The sequence below is a fragment of the Comamonas sp. Tr-654 genome (assembly GCF_011752915.1).
Classification (GTDB): domain Bacteria; phylum Pseudomonadota; class Gammaproteobacteria; order Burkholderiales; family Burkholderiaceae_C; genus Comamonas.
In genome coordinates this window covers 663,003-682,108 of the sequence record NZ_VWWQ01000001.1, presented here as the reverse complement: position 1 = coordinate 682,108, position 19,106 = coordinate 663,003, and the positions used below count along the sequence as shown (strand labels likewise).

The window sequence follows — 19,106 nt, the reverse complement described above, 5'->3', positions numbered from 1 at the left end:
TTTTCCCCCGAGTGTGGCCCAAGTTCAATCACCGTTTTGTGACAGCGCTGTAGGGCATCAGGCCTTATCGCCTCGCTTCGTTGCTCATCAGCGCTGGTCAGTGCGTATCACTCTGGTCCGGGGGCGCTGGCTGCGATCATGCAAGCTGCCGTAGATTCTCAGCGGGCAGGGGCTCAAGCCCGCTGTAGCGAATGCTCCATCCCAGCGTTCCAGCAAGATCGAATGATGTTGGTACAGATCCGGCTCATTTGGCCTCAGAGGGTGGAGGTGAGGTGCCGTGCGCAGCGGCTGCGAATGTCTGGCTGGATTTAATGATTGGAAAATCGAATCGTTCACTCTTCTTAAACAATTGGACTTGAATGCTTGAACGCCTCAGCATGCAGTGCAGGCACCGGTTACAGGTGCCGCAGCCTGAACAAGGAGACAAGCATGAACAAGCGATTCTTATTGCACGCCTGTGCGAGCGCAGGCCTGGCAGCCACCATGGGCATTGGCCTTGCGGGGACGGCACTGGCGCAGGAGGGCTATCCAGCGGCCCCCATCACGCTGGTGGTGCCGTTTGCTGCGGGCAGTGGCACCGATGCGGTGGCCCGCGTAGTGGCCAACAAGCTGGGCGAGCGGCTCAAGCAGCCCGTGGTGGTGGACAACCGGGCCGGGGCCAATGCCCAGATTGCGGCCGCGCATGTGGTCAAGGCCAAGCCGGACGGCTATACGCTGTTCATGACCACCAACACCTCGCATTCGGCCAACCCCTGGCTGGTCAAGGGCCTCAAGTACGACCCCATCAAGGACTTCACGCCTGTGGCGCGCGTGGGCGAGCTGCCATTTGCGCTGGTGGTCCATCCCTCGGTGCCTGCAAAGACTGTGGCAGAGCTGATTGCCTATGCCAAGTCGCATCCGGACAAGCTCTCCTACGGCACGCCCAACAGCACCTCGCTGGTGGCTTCGGAAACCTTCAAATACATCACGGGTACGCAGATCACCGGCGTGCCCTACAAATCCAGCCCGCAGGCATTGACCGATGTGATGGGCAACCAGATCCAGATGTATGTGGCCGACCTGGGTTCGGCATGGGGCACGCTCAAGACCGAGCGCGTGCGCACGCTGGCCGTGACGGCGGCCAAGGGATCGCAGCTGCTGCCCACTGTGCCGGCCATCGGCAAGACGCTGCCGGGCTTCGACATCACCTCATGGAATGGCATCTTCGGCCCGGCTGGCATGCCCAAGGCCATAGCCGAGCGCATCAACGGCGAGCTGCAGCTCATCCTCAAGGACAAGGCCGTGCAGGAGCAACTGGCCCAGGTCGGCTTCGAGGTCTGGCCCACGGCCACGCCCGACGAGTTCGCGCTCTATGTGAAGGAGCAGCTCGCCAAATGGGGGCAGTTGGTCAAGCAGGCCGGCATCGAGGCGCAGTGATATGACGAGCATGCATAGCGATAGCCGCCAGGCTGTGGGTACTTCAGCCGGGCCATTGGCAGGCGTCAGGATCGTGGACATGACCTCGGTGATCATGGGACCGTTTGCCACGCAGATTCTGGCTGCCCTGGGTGCCGATGTGATCAAGGTGGAGTCACCCGAGGGTGACAACATGCGCCATGTAGGCCCCATGCGCAACCCCGGCATGGGCCCCATTTTTCTGCAGGCCAACCAGGGCAAGCGCTCCGTGGTGCTGGATCTCAAGCAGGCCGCAGCGCGCCAGGCGCTGCTGCAGCTGCTGGCCGAGGCCGATGTCTTCATCAGCAACGTGCGGCCCCAGGCCATGGCCCGGCTGGGCCTGGACTGGCAGACGCTGGAGCAGAGCCATCCGCGGCTGATCCATGTGAGCTGCTGCGGCTTCGATCAGGTCGGCCCCTATGCGGCCAAGCCGGCTTACGACGACCTGATACAGGGGGCGACCGGCGTGCCCTGGCTGGCTCAGCAGTACGGCGGGGGCGAGCCGTCCTATGCGCCCATGACGCTGGGCGACCGGGTCACGGGCCTGCATGCGGTCTATGCGGTCACCGCCGCGCTGTATGCGCGCGAGAAGAACGGCCGGGGCCAGGCGGTGGTCGTGCCCATGTTCGAGGCCATGACGCAGTTCATCCTCGGCGATCACATGGCCGGGCAGAGCTTCGAGCCGCCTCTGGGCGATGCCGGCTATGCGCGGTTGCTGACGCGCCATCGCAAGCCCTACCGCACCAGCGACGGCCATCTCTGCGTGCTGATCTACAACGACAAGCATTGGCACAGCTTCTTCAACGCCATAGGGCAGGGCGAGCGCATGCGTGAGCCCATATTCGCCACCCACGGCCAGCGCGCCGCGAATATCGATGCCGTCTATGCCGAGGTGGCAAGCCTGATGCGCGAGCGCAGCACGGCCGAGTGGCGCGCGCTGCTCGATGCGGCCGACGTGCCGAATATGCCCATGGCCTCTCCCGAGGACTTGCTGGCCGACCCTCACCATGCGGCCACGGGCTTTGTGCGCGAGATCGAGCACCCCAGCGAGGGGCGGCTGCGCACCACGGCCAATCCCACGCAGTGGAGCGCAACGCCCCCGGGCCGCGAGGCTAGCGCGGCGCCGCAGCTGGGCCAGCACACGCTGCAGGTGCTGTGCGAGGCGGGCCTTGGCGAGGCGCAGATCGCTGCACTGCAGGCCAGCGGTGGCTGCATGCAGGCTTCATCATCCAACGATAAAAGAGAGACAGACATATGCCCCGCTACCTGATCCGCGAGCAGGACGTACAGGGGTACAGCCCCGCCAACCACCATGGCACGGTGAACCGGCGCCTGGTCAGCCAGGCCAATGTCGGCGCACAGCATATGGAAGTGGTGCTTGGAACGCTGGAAAAAGGCGGCGGTGCGCTGCCGCATGCCCATCCGGGCATGGAGCAGGCCTGCTATCTGCTGGACGGCACGGCCGAGGTGGAGGTGCAAAGCCAGGGCCAGACAGAGCGCTTTGTCATGCAGGCGGGCGATACCTGCTTCTTCCCGGAGGACTGCATGCATGTGTTTCGCGTCACCAGCGACACACCCGTGCGTCTGTTGGTCATCTACAGCCCACCCTATGGCGAGAACCCGGCGCGCGTACGCCGGCCTGATTGATAAAAACAATAGCTGATAGCGCTTGCCAGACGGGCGTTTGAAGCGGATTTCATTGAAATTCAACCGATAGAGAGAAGCCGCCATGGATTTTTTATGGAGCGCCGAGCAGGAACAGATCCGGGAAGCCGTGCAGCGGGCCTGCGCGCCTTTCGGCGATGACTACTGGCTGAAGAAGGACAGGGACGGCGGCTTTCCGCACGACTTTCACCAGGCCTTGGCTGAAGCAGGCTGGCTGGGCATTGCCATGCCCGAAGAGTTCGGCGGCGCGGGTCTGGGCATCACCGAAGCGGCGCTGATGATGCACACCATTTCGGCCACGGGGGCGGGCCTGTCGGGCGCATCGGCCGTGCACATGAACATCTTCGGTCTGCACCCGGCCGTGGTCTTCGGCACGGACGAGCAAAGACAGCGCTGGCTGCCGCCGCTGATCGCGGGCCGGGACAAGGCCTGCTTCGGCGTGACCGAGCCCAATGCCGGACTCAACACCCTCAAGCTGCAGACCCGTGCCGTGCGCGAAGGCGATGTCTATGTGGTGCACGGGCAGAAGGTCTTCATCTCTACGGCCCAGGTGGCCAACAAGATATTGCTGCTGGCTCGCACCAGGCCCGTGGAGGAGTGCAAGGGTACCGAAGGCCTGTCGCTGTTCTACACCGACCTGGACCGCAGCCGCATCGCCGTGACCGAGATCGAGAAGATGGGCCGCAAATGCGTGGACACCAACCAGCTCTTCATCGACGGCCTGCGCATCCCAGTGCAGGATCGCATCGGCGAGGAGGGCAAGGGCTTTTCGTACATCCTGCACGGCCTCAACCCCGAGCGCATCCTGATCGCGGCCGAAGCCGTGGGCCTGGGCCGTGCGGCCCTGGCGCGCGCCACCCAGTATGCGAACGAACGCGTGGTCTTCGACCGGCCCATAGGCCAGAACCAGGGCGTGCAGCACCCGCTGGCCCAGGCCTGGATGGGGCTGGAGGCCGCACACCTGATGGTGCAGAAGGCCGCCTTCCTCTACGACCAGGGCCTGCCCTGCGGCGCCGAGGCCAATGCCGCCAAGTACCTGGCCGCCGAAGCCTGCGCCAAGGCCTGCGAGACCGCCATCTTCACGCACGGCGGCATGGGCTATGCCAAGGAGTTCCATGTGGAGCGCTATATGCGCGAGTCGTGGATTCCGCGCCTGGCACCCGTGAGCCCGCAGCTCATCATGTGCTTTATCGCCGAGAAGGTGCTGGGCTTGCCCAAGTCGTATTGACCTGCCGAGCGATGATGAGCGAGTTATGAGATCTGCATGATCGGCTTGGAGAAGGCTGGTCTCGGCCCGCCGGGATGCAAGTTAGGCTGCTGTCGCGTGCTTCAGTAAATGAAAAATTTGATAGCTGCTTGCGCTCACTTCAATTGGGTTAGAGGGGGATTCTGATTGGATTTCTGCTTCGGCAACATGTCGGATCTTTAGACAGAGGGCGGGTCTCGGCCCGCCAGCCGACCTACTTTCTTCCGCAAGAAAGTAGGCAAAGAGCCAGCCCCCGCTGCCCCCGCCCCTGCGGCTACGCCTGCGGGCGACTTGCGCTGTCAAACTCGTGCGGCTATGCGGCCCAACTCGCTGCGCGTGCTGCGCACGCTTCGCTCAGACAGACGGCCGCAATTCAGAGCACAAAGCGTCTGCACTCTGCGGTGCAGCCGCACGCCGCAAGAGCTTGCCGTCGCAGGCGTTGGCACAAGGGGCGAAACCAACAACCGGCTTCGTCCCAATTCTTGCAGGCCGCCCGTATCCACCCGTGTGTCTGCGCCTGCGGCACGCGGTTCGGGATGCGGGCAACGCTGCCGTGGGACAGCGTTGCATCGTGAACTGGATTGCCGCCGTCTGTTTGAGCGAAGCGGCGTGCCGCGCAACGAGTTGGGCGGCAGCGCAGCCTGAATGGCGTGTTGCAGGTTTGCCCGCAGCGAAGCGCAGGGACGCAGACGGTAGGGAGGCGCTCTTTGCTTACTTTCTGACGCGTCAGAAAGTAAGTCGTCCGCCGGGGCGAAATCCCGGCGTGGTCGGCAAGGCCTCTGTAGCTAGCGACAAAGCAATGCTGTTTTGATAGCTACTTGTGCTTTCTTTGATTGGGCTAGAGGCCTATTTTGCATGAAGTTCTTGTTGCCACGGCCTGACGGTGGAAGATAGAAGTCGAAGCAAATGAACGGCTAGGTTTACTGCCAGCCGGGTGCGAAATCCCGGCGGCTTGCCGCATCGGGTATGGTCTTGCCCAAACTTTGCGAATCATGATGAAAACCCATTTGCTGCGTTACTTTGTGGTCCTGGCCGAGGAGCTGCACTTCGGCCGGGCCGCCCAGCGCCTGTGCATCACCCAGCCGCCGCTGAGCATGGCGCTCAAGGCGCTGGAGCAGGATCTGGGCACGGTGCTCATGGAGCGCGACGCCAAGAACGTGAAGCTCACGCCGGCAGGCGAGGCTTTTTTGCATGAGGCGCGCAAGGTGCTGGCCCAGCTCCAGCATGCGGCCGAGGTGGTGCGCGGCGTGGCCCAGGGCTTGCAGGGGCGGCTGGACATCGGCATCACGGGGTCCATGGTGTATCGCCAGGTGCCGGGGTTCTGCCGGGCCTTTCGGGCTGAGCGCCCGCTGGTCGAGCTATGTTTGCATGAGATGTCCACGCGTGATCAGCTGCAGGCCATTGCCAGAGGGCAGATCGACTGCGGCTTTCTCAACATCGGCACGCCGCAGGACGATATACGCACGCTGTCCATAGGCGAGGAGCCTTTTGTCTGCTGCCTGCCCAGCGACCATGCGCTGGCCCAGCGCGGCGAAATCGATCTGCGCGAACTGGCCCAGGACACTTTTGTGATGTTTGCGCGCGAGGTGGCGCCGGCCAACTACGACAACGTCATTGCCTGTCTGCAGCAGGCCGGCATCCATCCACATACACGCCATGCCGCGCGCCAGTGGCTGACCGTCATGGCGCTGGTTTCGGCCGGGCAGGGGGTGGCCCTGGTGCCAGCCTGCATGCAGACCGTGGGCATGAACGGCGTGCGCTTTGCGGCGCTGCGCGGCAGCCGGGTGACCACTCCGGCCGTGCTGGCCTGGCGGCCACAGGGCATGCCGGCCGTGCTCGAGGCCTTTGTGGCCAGCGTGCAGAACCTGGTGGAAGCCGGGCAGCCAGGACTCTTGAATGGAATCCGTTAACTCCGGAATCCGTGTTGCATGGCCTCCCTGGCAGTCACGGGCTGCTGTACCTGTGGTTCACCCGAACTGAATGCCCTGGGCCAGCGGCAGCTCGTGCGAATAGTTGATGGTGTTGGTCGTGCGGCGCATGTACTGCTTCCAGGCGTCGGAGCCGCTCTCGCGGTCGCCACCGGTCTCCTTTTCGCCGCCAAAGGCGCCGCCGATCTCGGCACCGCTGGGCCCGATATTGACATTGGCCATGCCGCAGTCCGAGCCGGCCGCGCTCAAGAACAGCTCCACCTCGCGCAGATCGTTGGAGAAGATGCAGGAGGACAGGCCCTGAGGCACATCGTTGTTGAGCGCAATGGCCTGCTCCAGCTCGTCGTAGCTCAGCACATAGAGCAGGGGGGCAAAGGTCTCGTGGCGCACGATGCCGGTCTGGCCCGGCATGTCCACAATGGCCGGAGCCACATAGAAGCCCTGGGGAAACTGCTGTTCCAGCTGGCGCTGGCCGCCTGTGAGCAAATGGCCGCCGTCTTTTTGCGCTTGGCTCAACGAGTGCTGCAGTGCCTCGAATGATGCCTCGTTGATCAGCGGGCCGACCAGGGTATCCGGCTGCAGCGGGTTGCCGATGCGCAGGCTGCGGTAGGCCGGCAGCAGCTTGTCCAGCAGCGGCTGTTTGACATCGCGGTGCACGATCAGGCGGCGTAGCGAGGTGCAGCGCTGGCCGGCCGTGCCCACGGCGCTGAAGACAATGGCGCGCACGGCCAGATCCAGATCGGCAGCCGGCGTGACCACCATGGCGTTGTTGCCGCCCAGCTCCAGAATGCGCTTGCCAAAGCGCGCCGCCACCTTGGGGCCCACAGTGCGGCCCATGTGGCTCGATCCCGTGGCCGATACCAGAGCAATCCGGGGGCTGTCCACCAGGGCCTCGGCGACAGCTGCGCCGCCCAGCGCGATCTGCGCCAGACCTGCCGGAGCCCGGTCGCCAAACCGGGCAATGGCGCGTTCTAGCGCCTTGAAGGTGGCAAGGCCCGATAGCGGAGCCTTGTCGGAAGGCTTGAAGATCACCGGGTTGCCGCAGACCAGGGCAATCGCCGCGTTCCAGGCGAAAACGGCACTGGGAAAGTTGAAGGCCGTGATGACGGCCACCGGCCCCAGCGGGTGGTATTGCTCCATGATGCGGTGGCCGGGACGCTCGGAAACAATGGTCTTGCCATGCAGTTGGCGCGACAGGCCCAGCGCAAATTCGCAGATGTCCACGCCTTCCTGCACCTCGCCCAGGCCCTCTTGCACGATCTTGCCGACCTCGCAGGAAATCACATGGCCTATATCGGCCTTGGCGCGGCGCAGCTCTTCGCCCCAGAGCCGCACCAGCTCGCCGCGCACGGGGGCGGGCACCAGGCGCCATTGCTTGAAAGCCTGCACCGCATGGTCTATGACCGGCGGGATCTGGGCACCAGGCAGGGCGGCAAGGCTGGCCAGTTCCGTGCCGTCGATGGGCGAGTGCACGCTGATGTCCCCGCCCTCTAGGGCCTGCAGCGCGATGCCGCAGCGGCTCAGCACGGTCTGGAAGTCGGTTGCGGAGATGGCGGTCATGGCGTTCCCTCCTGATGGGTGTGAGATACAGGCCTCAGCCGAGCAGGCCTTCGAAGTAGGGGGCTACACGGGTGCTCGAGAGTGCGGCCAGCGTGCATTGCTCCTGGCGCACAAAGCCTTGCTGGGGCAGCTGGCCCGTGGCGAACAGCTCCACGGCGGCCAGCATGCCGGCCGAGGTCGTCAGCTCTATGGCCGTGCGCTGTCTGCCGCGCAGTGCAGCGCCAAAGATGCGGGCCCCGCGCGTCAGCTGCTCCAGCCGGCCCGCGCGCATGCCGCTGGCCATGGCGGCAATCACCACCATGTCTTCGCGGCTGTGGGGTATCGCGCCTTCGAGCACCTGACGCAGCAGATCGCGTCGCTCGATCAGGCGCAGTCCATGCAGCAGCAAATGCATGGCATCGCGGTGGCCGGGGTGGCGTATGGTCTTGTAGTTGAGGTTGCGCACCCGGCCCTGCAGCGTCTCGCACAGCGTGCCCAGACCGCCGGAGGTGTTGAAGGCTTCGAAGTTCTCACCGTCCAGAATCAGGGGTTCGACGCCCTCCAGTGGCGGCACCAGCATGGGCTGTCCGTTGACGATGGTGTTGCAGGGCTTGCAGTACTCGTTGATGACGCCGTCCACGCTCCAGGTGAAGTGGTAGCGCAGCGCATTCGTCGCATGGCGCGTGAGCGCGCCCACGCGCAGCTGCAGATCGAACAGCTCGTCAAACTGCTGGGCCAGATGGCCGCCCAGCATGCCGATCAGACCCGGCGCCAGTCCGCACTGCGGCATCAGCACCGAGCGTGCCTGCGCCGCCATGTCCTGTATGGCGCGCATGGCCGCCACATCCTCGGTCAGATCGAAGTAGTGCACGCCCTGCCGCGCCGCGGCCCGGGCCACGCGCTCGGCGCAGAAGAAAGGCAGGGCATTGATGACCACAGAGTGCTGCTGCAGCGCGCGGGTCAGTGCCGCATCGTCGTCGATGTCCAGCTGCAGGGGGCGGATCTGCGGGTCGCTGCCGGGCGGGGGCTGCATATCGGCCAGCGTGACGGTGGCTTCATGCAGCTCGGCAGCCATGTCGGCGATCGTTGAGCCGATCTTGCCGGCGCCGAGGATGAGAATGTTGTGTCCAGTCAGCTTCATCATGGAGAACTCCTTGAGAGCAACGCAGCGATCACTTCCTCTGGGGCCATCTTAAACACAGGGCAGCGATTTGCACCACCGTGGCAAGCGTCAGTAGGAGTCGATTTGCGTGGGCAGACAAGAGGTCTTCTGGGGTGGCTGTCTGACTTCAGAAATAATAGCTGGCAGCGCTTGCCAGATAGGCGCTGCCAGCTTGGCGCCCTCATGCCAGAGCCGGCGCAGACATCCGCCTGGGCCGGGCGGGGTTGGACGGTCGACTGCGGCAGCCGGCGACTAGTGGCTGTGCAGCACGATGGTGAGCAAGGCCGAGGAGTCGAGCTCGGCCTCGATCTCATGCATGGTTTGGGCGGGCAGAAACAGCAACTGCCCCGCGCTCAATGTCTGGCGGCTTTCGCCCTGGATGACGGCGAGCCGACCCTCCAGGCATTGAATCGTCAGCTCGCCCGGCACCTGGTGTCCAGGCAGGCGTTTGCCTGCCGTGAGCACCAGACGTATCACTTCCAGGGTGTCGGACTTGAACAGTGCCGTGGATACCTGGCTTCCTAGCGAAGTGCCGTAGGGCAGCACGTCGACCGGAACCCCGGGTTGTGCATGGGGCAGGGCCATGGCCTCAGGCCTTTTTCTGCAGCATCTTGATGATGCTGGAAAAGTCTTCACCACCATGGCCGGACAGGCTGTGCGCCGCATAGATGGAGCGCGCCATGCCGCCCAGCGGCGTGCTGGCGCGATTGGCCGTGGCATTGTCCTGCGCCAGGCCCAGATCCTTGAGCATCAGGTCCGTGCCAAAGCCGCCTGCATAGCCCTTGCTGGCCGGTGCGTTCTCGTGCACGCCGGGGAAGGGATTGTATTTCTCCAGTGCCCAGTTGCCGCCCGAGCTGCGGCGCATGATTTCGGACAGCACCTTGGGGTCCAGACCGTTGGCCACGCCCAGCGCAATCGCTTCGCTGGTGCCCACCATCAGAATGCCCAGCAGCATGTTGTTGCAGATCTTGGCCGTCTGGCCCGCACCCACAGCGCCGGCGTGGAAGATATTGGCCCCCATTTTTTCGAGCAAAGGCTGGGAGCGCGCCAGCTGCGCGTCGCTGCCGCCCACCATGAAGGTCAGCGTGCCGGCAATCGCACCGCCGGTGCCGCCAGAGACCGGGGCGTCGATAAAGTCGATGCCAGCCGCCTGTGCTGCCTGAGCCACCTTCTGGCTGGTGGCTGCGGCAATGGTGGAGCTGTCGATGACCAGCGTGCCCTTGGCGATGTGCGCGAGCAGACCGACCGCTCCCTCGCGGCCCAGGAACAGGCTCTCCACATGCTGGCTGGCGGGCAGCATGGTGATGACGGCCTCGGCGCCCTGTACGGCATCCTGGGCACTGGAGGCTTGCTGGGCACCCGCGGCCACAACCTTGGCGATGGCCTCCTGGCTCAGGTCAAAGGCCCTGACGCTGTGGCCGGCCTTGGCCAGATTGATGGCCATGGGGGCTCCCATATTGCCCAGGCCGATAAAAGCGATTTGCATCTCTGTCTCCTTGCTGTTATTGAATTGATAGCGTCTTGCGCTTTATCCATAAGCGATTGATCGATTTTTCGCTTAATCCTTGAGAGTTGCCCCTCTGTCTGCGAGCAGGCTGCGCAGAATGCTACGGTGGCAATGCGCCTCGTCGTCGCAGTAGCAGCCTAGAGAAAAGGCCGAGCTATGCGATAAGGCTGCAAGCAGGCCCAGGGTGCGATCGACGGCGGGCTCGGCCAGTTGCTTGCGAAACTGCTTTTCAAACTGCTTCCAGAGCTTGTCGGCCCGGGCCTCCTGGCCTGCCTTGCGCAGCTTGATGGCTTCCAGGGCCTGCTGCATCAGCTCCACCTCGGGCGAGAGCTCGGGGTACCAGCAGTCGTAATAGTTGCGGCTTGCGAACTCGGCCTTGGGCACGCCGCGTGGCGGTCTGCGCACCGTACCTATGCGCGGGCCCTCGTCGGAGGCGCGTTCGCTGCCTAGCTGGACTATGCGTATGGCCATGAGTTCAGTCCTTTGTGCTTATTCGCTGTCGAAAATGGGGTGCTTGCGCGGTGCGTCGGCGTCCAGCGGCTTGGGCGACGGCTTTGAGCGCTTGCGTGCGCTGCTCGTACTTGGAGCACCAGGGCTTTCTTCGGCGGCCGGCTTCCTGCTATCGGCTTTGTTAGCGGCCTTGCTGGCTGTCTTGCGTTTTGGCGTGGCCTTTGCCAGCGGGTTGAAGGCCAGGGCCTCGCCTATCCAGTACAGCCATTGATCGCGCCTGGCATAGGCCGTGGGGCCGACGAGAAAGTAGCCGTCCATCAGTCCGCGCGATGACAGCGGACGCACGCCCGGCATCTCCGCAATCTGCGCATGACTGGCGGGGGGAAGGCGCACCAGCAACTCGTCGTTTTCCACGCCCAGACACATCTTGCCGTCGACCATGAACACATGGCAGCCGAACATGGTCTTCTCTTCCACGGCTGTGCAATCGAGCAGCGCATCACGCACGGCGTCTATGAGCTGCAGGGTTTCAGGGGCGATGGGTTTGGCGGGCATGGCAGTCCTTGCTTGGTAGGAAGGCAGCAGCTTACCGAATGAGCTCTGGTGCATCGCCCTCCAGCATGCGCCTGGCAATGATGACGCGCATGATTTCGTTCGTTCCCTCCAGAATCTGGTGCACGCGCGCGTCGCGCATCAGGCGCTCCAGCGGGTATTCGCGGATATAGCCATAGCCGCCATGCAGCTGCAGGGCTTCGTTGCAGACCATGAAGCCGGCATCGGTGGCAAAGCGCTTGGCCATGGCACAGTAGGTCGATGCGTCGCGCGCACCGGCATCCAGCTTGGAGGCCGCCAGACGTACCATCTGGCGTGCCGCGACCAGCTCGGTCGCCATGTCGGCCAGCTTGAACTGCAGGGCCTGGAAGCTTGCGATGGCCTTGCCGAACTGCTTGCGCTCCTGCATGTACTGCTGGGCCTGGGTCAGCGCGCCCTGGGCAGCGCCCACCGAGCAGGTGGCGATATTGATGCGCCCGCCGTCCAGGCCCTTCATGGCGATCTTGAAGCCTTCGCCCTCGCGGCCCAGCAGGTTGTGCGCGGGAATGCGCACATTGTCGAAGCTGATGACGCGTGTGGGCTGGCTGTTCCAGCCCATCTTCTCTTCCTTTTTGCCATAGCTCACGCCGGGCGCATCGGCAGGCACGGCAAAGGCCGAGATGCCCGAAGCTCCGGAGCCTGCATCTCCGGTTCTTGCCATCAGCACCAGCACATCGGTGCTGCCCGCGCCGCTGATGAAGGCCTTGCTGCCGTTGACGATGTACTCGTTGCCGATCAGCTCGGCCCGGGTCTTGAGCGAGGCAGCGTCCGAACCCGCGCCGGGCTCGGTCAGGCAGTAGCTGGCCAGCTTGCTGCCGCTGGTGAGCGGCTCGCCCCATTCGGCGCGCACGGCATCGGTGGCCCAGGTGCCCAGCATCCAGGTCGCCATGTTGTGGATGGTGATGAAGGCCGTGGTCGATGGGTCGACGGCCGCCATTTCCTCGAAGACCAGGGACGCATCGAGTCGCGGCAGGGCCAGGCCGCCTATGCTCTCCGGAGCATAGAGACCGCAAAATCCCAGCTCGCCCGCCTTGGCAATGGCTTCGCGCGGGAAGATATGCTCGCGGTCCCACTCGGCCGCATGCGGCGCCAGCTCGGCCTGTGCAAAAGCACGGGCGGTATCGGCAAAAGCGCGTTGATCTTCGCTGAGTTCAAAGTCCATTTCATGTCTCCTTTTTTGTTCTATGCGCCTGCTGGTCTTGTCTGTGCAGCCGGCTCTCAGTCCAGTGGACCCTGGTGCAGCCAGCGCTTGAGTACCGCATCGCGGGCCGTGATCTGCTGAACCAGACAGGCGTGGTAGCGGCTGGGCCAGTCGGGCTGCGCTTCAAAGGCCTTCGTGGTCTGCTTGCAATAGGTGATGCGATGGCGGCTCCATTCGCCTTGCTCCTTGCGCAGGGCGGGGCGCTCATGGGCCGATAGCGCACGCATCACATCGCCGTAGAGAATCTGATGGTCGGTGTCGGCCTGCTGGAAATCCTTGATGGCGCAGGCATTGGTCTGGGCCGTGGTGCCGCCGGGCACGCAGTCGGCACCGGCCTGGGCCAGGGCATGCTGGCTCAAGCTGGCTGCCGTTAAAAAAAGAACTGCAAGCGATTGGCTGGCAACGGCTGCAGGCCATGTGCGCCTGCTTTGGGGAGTGCGGATCGTCATGCCCGCATCATCGCAGCCCGTGGTGGGCTGAAGGCGCTGTCGGTTTGGAATTGCCCGGTTCATGGCTGCTCGCCGCCTTGCGCGCTCTTTGCCAGCGGATGCCACTGGTTCTTGAAGGCCACGACCCGGCTCAGGGCCATGCCGATGCGGCAGGCGGCCATGTCTTCGGCCTCATGGACATAGCCATTGGGCTGGCAGCGCCGGTCGCGCTGCCGTGTCCAGTCTTCCTGCTCGGCTTGCAGAGCCTGGGCGCTGGCCTGCGGCAGCTGGCGCTGCAAAGACAGATAGAGCACCTGCATGCTGCGCTCTATGACCTGGGCCTGCTGCTGCAGGCAGGCAAGCGACAGCGGCTGGCCGGACGGGCAATCCGGCGGGTCCTGATCCCCATCCTGGGCTGCAGTTGCAGGCAGGTGGATGAGCAGCAGGCCACTGACGGCCAGTGCACAGAGTCGGGCCAGCGGCCGGGCAGCAATGCCGGCTGTGCGGGTGGCAGAGCTCGGGGTTGGGAAACGGGACAATTCTTGAACGTATATGCCTGCCATCATCGGCAAAGCCGCACAGTGCAGCCCAGGCCTTGCAAGAGGCAGGGCGGCACTGTCGGGTTTCATGGCCGGCTTACTTCAGGCTGATGGTGGTGTTCACGCCGTGGCTGGTGGTGCTGTCGTCGAACCAGCGCGCCGTGATGGTCTTGGTCTGGGTGTAGAACATCACCACCTGCTTGCCGTAGGGGCCCAGGTCGCCCAGCTTGGAGGCCCGGCTGCCCGTGAACGAGAACAGCGGCACGGGCACGGGAATGGGCACATTGATACCGACCTGGCCCACATCGATGTCTTCCTGGAACTTGCGCGCGGCCGCACCCGACTGGGTGAAGATGGCTGTGCCGTTGCCATTGGGGTTGGCATTGATGAACTCGATGGCCTGATCGATGTCGTCGGCTGCGACCAGACACAGCACGGGGCCGAAGATTTCCTGCTCGTAGATGCTCATGCCGGGCTTGACGCCGCTGAAGATGGTGGGGCCGACAAAATTGCCCTTGGCATAGCCGGCCACCTCGGGTTTGCGGCCGTCCAGTTCCAGTGTGGCGCCGTCGGCCAGGCCGCGCTCGATCAGGCCTTCGACACGCGACAGGGCCGCGCAGCTCACCAGCGGTCCGACATCGGTGCCGGGCTCGGTGCCGCCATTGACCTTGAGAGTCTTTGACTTGGCCACCAGATCGGGAATCCAGTTGCGGGCTTCTCCCACCAGCACCGCCACGGAGACCGCCATGCAGCGCTGACCGGCCGCACCGAAGGCCGCGCCCAGCAGTGCGTTGAGCGACTGCTCCTTGTTGGCGTCGGGCATGACGATGGCGTGGTTCTTGGCGCCCATCATGCATTGCACACGCTTGCCGTTGAGGCTGGCGCGGTTGTAGACATGGGTGCCGACTTTGGTCGAACCCACGAAGCTGATGGCCTTGATATCGGGGTGGTCGCAGATGGCGTTGACCACATCCTCGCCACCATGGATCACATTGAGCACGCCGGGAGGCACGCCGGCTTCCAGTGCCAGCTCGGCCAGGCGCATGGTGACGATGGGGTCCTGCTCGGAGGGCTTGAGGATGAAGGTGTTGCCCGTGGCGATGGCCATGGGGAACATCCACAGCGGAATCATGGCCGGGAAGTTGAAGGGAGTGATGCCAGCGCACACACCCAGCGGCTGGTTCAGCGTATAAGTATCGACGCCGTTGGCCACATTGTTAGCCAGCTCGCCCAGTTGCAGCGTACCGATATTGGCCGCATGCTCCACGACTTCCAGGCCGCGGAAGACATCGCCTTCGGCGTCGGGCAGGGTCTTGCCCTGTTCGGCCGTCAGCAGGGCGGCCAGCTCCTTCATGTTTTCACGGATCAGCTGCTGCAGCTTCAGAAAGATGCGCGCACGTGCGCCGATAGGGGTCTTCTTCCAGGTCTTGAACGCCTGCTTGGCATTGGCCACGGCAGCGTTGACCTCGTCGGGCGTGGCAAACGGAACACGCGCCAGCACTTCCTGGGTCGCAGGGTTGACCACATCGCGCCACTGAGTGGTTTTGGATTCGACCATCTGCCCGTTGATGAGCAGCTTGACCGTGGGCGCCAGAACCTTGGCGGAAGTCGGTGCGTTCATGAGGTGTCTCCGTTGGTGAATTTGTTCCTCATGGTATGTGTGCGGATTTGCTCTAGCAATAGCAAACACTGCACATAGGGTGTGCAAATGTGCACGAGTGGATGCTATGTCTGCCAGCGCTTTGGGGCTTGTGCTGCAGGCATGGCTGCAGGGCCTGCGGGGGCAAAATGAGAAACGGCCCGGCTCCGCCCCAGGCATTGCTGCAATGCTTGTAGGCGGGCCGGGCCGCATCAGGCTGAGCCCTTTCGCAGGGCTTGGACGCTCTTAGAGTTCGCTGAACATCTCGTCAAAGGTTTCGCGCGCGAAGTCGTTGCGCCATGCCTTGTCCTTGTCTTTGGGAACCATGCCCAGAGACAGCGTGCCTTCGTAAGTGTGGTTGGCAGGAGACGAGTAGGCAGCCTGAAGCTTCTTGAGCTCGCCCTGCACCTGATCCACGCTGAGCTTGTTGCGCGCCATGCGCTGAATGCCTTCGGCCCAGGTTTCGGGAGTCTTGACCAGCTGGCAGCTGAACTTCACCTCGGTATTGAGCACGCCATGCTTGTCAAGCTTGGGCTTGCTGGCGGAGACGGTCTTGCACTGCGATTGCTGGCGTGTCTTTTGCACTGTGCTCATCAGGCTTTCCACGGGCGCGCGCAGGGCATTGCGTTGTGCTTCGGGGAACAGGGGCAGGGCCACGTCGGCGATTTCGCGCGGGAAGTCCTTGTCAGCCTCTTTCAACTCGGCTGCATTGGCGTAGTCCGCGCTGCGGCCCGAGCGCAGGCGGTCGGGGCGCAGATAGTCATTGAGCTGGCTGATGGCCTGGTCGTCGTGATTGACCAGGGTGCGGATGTACAGATCGGCCGCAGCAATGGGCGAGGGCGGCTCGACCGCCTGCGAAGCTGCGGCCAGGGGAAGCAGCAAAAAGGCGATGGCTGTCTTGATGGAATTGTTCATCTTTTTATAACGATTTAAAGGGTCTGAATCGTGTGGCTTCACGTGAAAACAGGATTGGCGCCCGGCGCTGCGGCCTGGGCGGGAAGATGCCTTGTGAGCGGGCCTGCCGCGGATCGGCAGTAGGCTCATGGCATGCGGGCGCTCCAGAGTCTGGATGCAAGTCCGTGGGAGCGCCTCGCAACAAGTGTAACCCCGGCTTGCTAGCATTTTTGAAGGCCTGCAGGAACTGAGCTGCAACGGGCATGAGCCCTGTAGGCCCTGCGCGGCACCGGTTTCCCTGTGTCGTTGAGGCAGGCAAAAAGCCCCGTGCAGCCAATGCTGACGGGGCTTTTAAGGGCTGGGGATGTGTCCGGGCCGCGCTTTCAGGATGGCCGCAGCCGGCTCTCAATCCAGGCTGATCTGGGCTTTTTCAATGAGCAGCTTGTATTGCTCGGACTTCTTTTTGGCGAATTGCTGCATCTCGGGCACGGTGAAGCTCATGGGCTGGAAGGCGAAGGTGGAGAACTTCTCCCTGACCTGCGGGTCCTGCAGCACGGCCACTACATCGCTGCGGATCTTGTCACGCACTGCGGCGTCCACGCCCTTGGGGCTGAGCAGGGAGACAAAGGAGTTCACATCCAGCTCGGCAGGGCCGCCGGCTTCGGCGACCGTGGGCACGTCCGGCATTTGCGCGATGCGCTTGGGTGCGGCCACGGCCAGATAGCGGATCTTGCCGCTTTTGTAGATGCCCTGGCTGGAAGGCAGGCTGGCAAAGCTCCAGGTCGGGTCGCCATTGGCGACCGAGGTGAACAGCTGGCTGACCTCGCGGTAAGGCACATGGGTCATCTTGCTGCCGGTCAGATAGTCCAGCCATTCGCCGCCCAGATGGCCGGGGCTGCCCACGCCCCAGGAGCCGTAGCTGATCTTGCCGGGTTCGGCCTTGGCGGACTTGATCAGATCGCCCATGTTCTTCCAGGGCGAGTTCGTGGGTACGGCCACAAAGAAAGGAGTCAGGAACAGCGGGGCCACGGGATCGAAGTGGCTCAGCGTGTTGAAGTTCTTGTTCTTGTAGAGATAGGGCAGGGCCGAGATATGTTCGCTGTCCAGTTGCAGCAGGGTATAGCCGTCGGGCTTGGCGCGGCGCGCGTACTCGATGGCGACAAATCCGCCGCCGCCGGGGCGGTTGTCCACGGTCACGCCCTGCCTCCAGCGCTGGGCCAGCTTTTCGCCGACGATGCGCAGCACGGCATCGGGGCCGCTGCCCACGGCAAAGGCCGTGACCACGGTCACGGGGCGGTTGGGGTAGCCGGACGCATCACCCTGGGCCAGCGCCTGGCCGGCTGCGGCCAGCAGAGCGGCCGCAGAAGCTATGGTTTTGATAGCTACTTGCGTGTGTGTGGATTGGATATTTGGCTTGTTTTGCTCGTGTTTCACAGTTTGTCTCCGGTGGGTGTTTTTAGGGACTGCAAAGCGTTGCTGGGCAGCCGCGTCTGGGCGCGGCTGTGAGGGGGAAGGTCTATTGCGGAGCGTCGGGCTGAGCCAGAGGTGCTGCCTGGGCAAAGGCGGGCAGGGCGCTGCATGCCGCATCGACGGCGCTGATCAGCGGCCAGCGAGCGAGATCCACACCAAAGCGGCGTGCGCTCTCGACCTGCGGAATCAGATAGATATCGGCAAGGCTCGGTGCATGGCCAAAGCAGAAGTGCCCGCGTGTGCCGTCCTGTGCCAGCAAGGCCTCGATGGCGTCAAAGCCGGCCGTGATCCAGGTGGCGCACCAGGCGTTGATGGCGGCCTCGTCGGCACCGAACTGCTGGCGCAGGGTCTGCAGGATGCGGCGGTTGTTGATGGGGTGCACATCACAGCCCACGATGGCCGCCAGGGCGCGCACATGGGCGCGGGCTTCGGGGTCGGCAGGCAGCAGCGCGGGCGTGGGGTAACGCTCTTCCAGCCATTCGATGATGGCGGGCGACTGGATCAGCGTCTCTCCGCTGTCCAGCGTCAGTGCCGGCACCAGGCCTTGCGGGTTGATGCGCTTGAATGGCGCTTCGGTCTGCTCGTCCACGCGCAGATCGACAGGGAGGTAGTCGGGCGTGAGGCCCTTGAGCTTGAGGGCGATGCGTAGACGGTGCGAGGTGCCGCTGCGAAAGAAACTGTAGAGCTTCATGGTCTGCGCGCCTTACTCGGGCTGGCCTACGCTCAGGGCAATCTCACCCACGCCTTCCACGCGGCCTGTGATCTGGTCGCCGGGCACTACCGCCCCCACGCCCTCGGGCGTACCCGTGTAGATCAGGTCGCCGGGTTGCAGGTGATAGAACAGGGACAGGTCGGCAATGATTTCGCGGATATTCCAGATCAGCTTGTTCACATCGGACTGCTGTTTGACCTGACCGTTGACGCTCAGCTCGATCAGGCCAGACTCGATCACCTTGCCGGGCATTGGCACGATTTCGCTGGCGACGGAGGACTGCTCTACATCCTTGCCCAGATCCCAGGGGCGGCCCTTGTCGCGTGCCACCAGTTGCAGATCGCGGCGCGTCATGTCGAGGCCGCAGGCATAGCCGTAGATGTGTTCATGGGCTTGGTCGGCAGGAATGCGAAAGCCCGGTTTGCCGATGGCTACGACCAGCTCCATCTCGAAGTGGTAGTTGGTGGTTTCGGGGGGATAGGTCACGCAGGCACCCGATTCGGTCAGCGTCTGCGGGGCCTTGGTGAAATAGAAGGGACGCTCGACGCTTTTGTCCACGGGGCGGCCCATCTCCACCGCATGGGCGTGATAGTTGCGGCCCACGAAGAACAGGCGGTTGACGGGCAGGCGCTGCTCGCTGCCCCGCACGGGCAGGGATTGCACAGGGGACGGTGCCCAGAGATAGTTGGCTTGGGTCATGT

Annotated in this window: 19 protein-coding genes; 5 read left to right on the top strand and 14 right to left on the bottom strand. The window is 63.8% G+C overall.

Translation table 11 applies throughout. From position 1 onward, the window contains the following. Positions 1 to 429: 429 nt before the first annotated feature. From F3J24_RS02990 to F3J24_RS02970, 5 genes are all read left to right on the top strand, one after another. Positions 430 to 1,416 (top strand): tripartite tricarboxylate transporter substrate binding protein, encoded by a 987-nt coding sequence (locus F3J24_RS02990; RefSeq protein ID WP_167002586.1) that lies wholly within the window; start codon positions 430 to 432, stop codon positions 1,414 to 1,416. A gap of 1 nt (position 1,417) precedes the next feature. Continuing rightward, a complete protein-coding gene (locus F3J24_RS02985) occupies positions 1,418 to 2,704 on the top strand; it encodes a CaiB/BaiF CoA-transferase family protein (protein WP_167002584.1) in 1,287 nt (428 codons plus the stop codon). Further along, positions 2,689 to 3,081, top strand: coding sequence for a cupin domain-containing protein (locus F3J24_RS02980; protein ID WP_167002582.1), 393 nt, complete (start codon positions 2,689 to 2,691; stop codon positions 3,079 to 3,081). Before F3J24_RS02985 ends, F3J24_RS02980 begins: the two co-directional genes overlap by 16 nt. 82 nt (positions 3,082 to 3,163) lie before the next feature. Then, the gene (locus F3J24_RS02975; protein WP_167002580.1) at positions 3,164 to 4,327 is read left to right on the top strand and encodes an acyl-CoA dehydrogenase family protein; all 1,164 of its coding nucleotides are present in this window, start codon (positions 3,164 to 3,166) and stop codon (positions 4,325 to 4,327) included. A gap of 1,010 nt (positions 4,328 to 5,337) precedes the next feature. After that, entirely contained in the window at positions 5,338 to 6,255 is a 918-nt protein-coding gene (locus tag F3J24_RS02970; protein WP_167002577.1) for a LysR substrate-binding domain-containing protein, read from the top strand. 57 nt (positions 6,256 to 6,312) lie between these two features. Here the strand turns inward: F3J24_RS02970 and F3J24_RS02965 are convergent, their stop codons facing one another. The 14 genes from F3J24_RS02965 to F3J24_RS02900 form a co-directional block, all read right to left on the bottom strand. Further along, positions 6,313 to 7,833 carry an aldehyde dehydrogenase family protein gene (locus F3J24_RS02965; protein WP_167002575.1) on the bottom strand — a complete coding sequence of 507 codons (1,521 nt, stop codon included), beginning with the start codon at positions 7,831 to 7,833 and terminating at the stop codon, positions 6,313 to 6,315. 34 nt (positions 7,834 to 7,867) lie between these two features. Continuing rightward, positions 7,868 to 8,956: a saccharopine dehydrogenase family protein gene (locus F3J24_RS02960; protein ID WP_167002573.1), complete on the bottom strand. Its 1,089-nt coding sequence runs from the start codon at positions 8,954 to 8,956 to the stop codon at positions 7,868 to 7,870. A gap of 270 nt (positions 8,957 to 9,226) precedes the next feature. After that, the gene (locus tag F3J24_RS02955) at positions 9,227 to 9,559 is read right to left on the bottom strand and encodes a cupin domain-containing protein (protein ID WP_167002571.1); all 333 of its coding nucleotides are present in this window, start codon (positions 9,557 to 9,559) and stop codon (positions 9,227 to 9,229) included. A 4-nt stretch (positions 9,560 to 9,563) separates the two neighbouring features. Next, entirely contained in the window at positions 9,564 to 10,460 is an 897-nt protein-coding gene (gene mmsB / locus F3J24_RS02950) for a 3-hydroxyisobutyrate dehydrogenase (protein WP_167002569.1), read from the bottom strand. A gap of 72 nt (positions 10,461 to 10,532) precedes the next feature. After that, entirely contained in the window at positions 10,533 to 10,952 is a 420-nt protein-coding gene (locus tag F3J24_RS02945) for a DUF488 domain-containing protein (RefSeq protein WP_167002567.1), read from the bottom strand. 18 nt (positions 10,953 to 10,970) lie between these two features. Continuing rightward, positions 10,971 to 11,486 carry a TfoX/Sxy family protein gene (locus F3J24_RS02940; RefSeq protein ID WP_167002565.1) on the bottom strand — a complete coding sequence of 172 codons (516 nt, stop codon included), beginning with the start codon at positions 11,484 to 11,486 and terminating at the stop codon, positions 10,971 to 10,973. 31 nt (positions 11,487 to 11,517) lie between these two features. Beyond that, entirely contained in the window at positions 11,518 to 12,684 is a 1,167-nt protein-coding gene (locus F3J24_RS02935) for an acyl-CoA dehydrogenase family protein (protein WP_167002563.1), read from the bottom strand. Positions 12,685 to 12,740: 56 nt separating this feature from the next. After that, on the bottom strand, positions 12,741 to 13,235 hold the full coding sequence (locus F3J24_RS02930; protein WP_167002561.1) for a lysozyme inhibitor LprI family protein: 495 nt from the start codon (positions 13,233 to 13,235) through the stop codon (positions 12,741 to 12,743). Continuing rightward, positions 13,232 to 13,690, bottom strand: coding sequence for a lysozyme inhibitor LprI family protein (locus F3J24_RS02925; RefSeq protein ID WP_240154223.1), 459 nt, complete (start codon positions 13,688 to 13,690; stop codon positions 13,232 to 13,234). The genes F3J24_RS02930 and F3J24_RS02925 overlap by 4 nt, the downstream gene beginning before the upstream one ends. Positions 13,691 to 13,787: 97 nt before the next feature. After that, positions 13,788 to 15,311 carry a CoA-acylating methylmalonate-semialdehyde dehydrogenase gene (locus tag F3J24_RS02920; RefSeq protein ID WP_167002557.1) on the bottom strand — a complete coding sequence of 508 codons (1,524 nt, stop codon included), beginning with the start codon at positions 15,309 to 15,311 and terminating at the stop codon, positions 13,788 to 13,790. A gap of 264 nt (positions 15,312 to 15,575) precedes the next feature. Continuing rightward, positions 15,576 to 16,244 carry a hypothetical protein gene (locus F3J24_RS02915; RefSeq protein WP_167002555.1) on the bottom strand — a complete coding sequence of 223 codons (669 nt, stop codon included), beginning with the start codon at positions 16,242 to 16,244 and terminating at the stop codon, positions 15,576 to 15,578. Between the two features lie 384 nt (positions 16,245 to 16,628). Then, on the bottom strand, positions 16,629 to 17,657 hold the full coding sequence (locus F3J24_RS02910; RefSeq protein WP_370527707.1) for a Bug family tripartite tricarboxylate transporter substrate binding protein: 1,029 nt from the start codon (positions 17,655 to 17,657) through the stop codon (positions 16,629 to 16,631). Between the two features lie 82 nt (positions 17,658 to 17,739). Next, complete coding sequence (gene maiA, locus F3J24_RS02905) at positions 17,740 to 18,384, bottom strand: maleylacetoacetate isomerase (RefSeq protein WP_167002553.1); 645 nt, start codon at positions 18,382 to 18,384, stop codon at positions 17,740 to 17,742. Positions 18,385 to 18,396: 12 nt separating this feature from the next. Beyond that, positions 18,397 to 19,104: a fumarylacetoacetate hydrolase family protein gene (locus tag F3J24_RS02900; RefSeq protein WP_167002551.1), complete on the bottom strand. Its 708-nt coding sequence runs from the start codon at positions 19,102 to 19,104 to the stop codon at positions 18,397 to 18,399. Positions 19,105 to 19,106 lie beyond the last annotated feature (2 nt).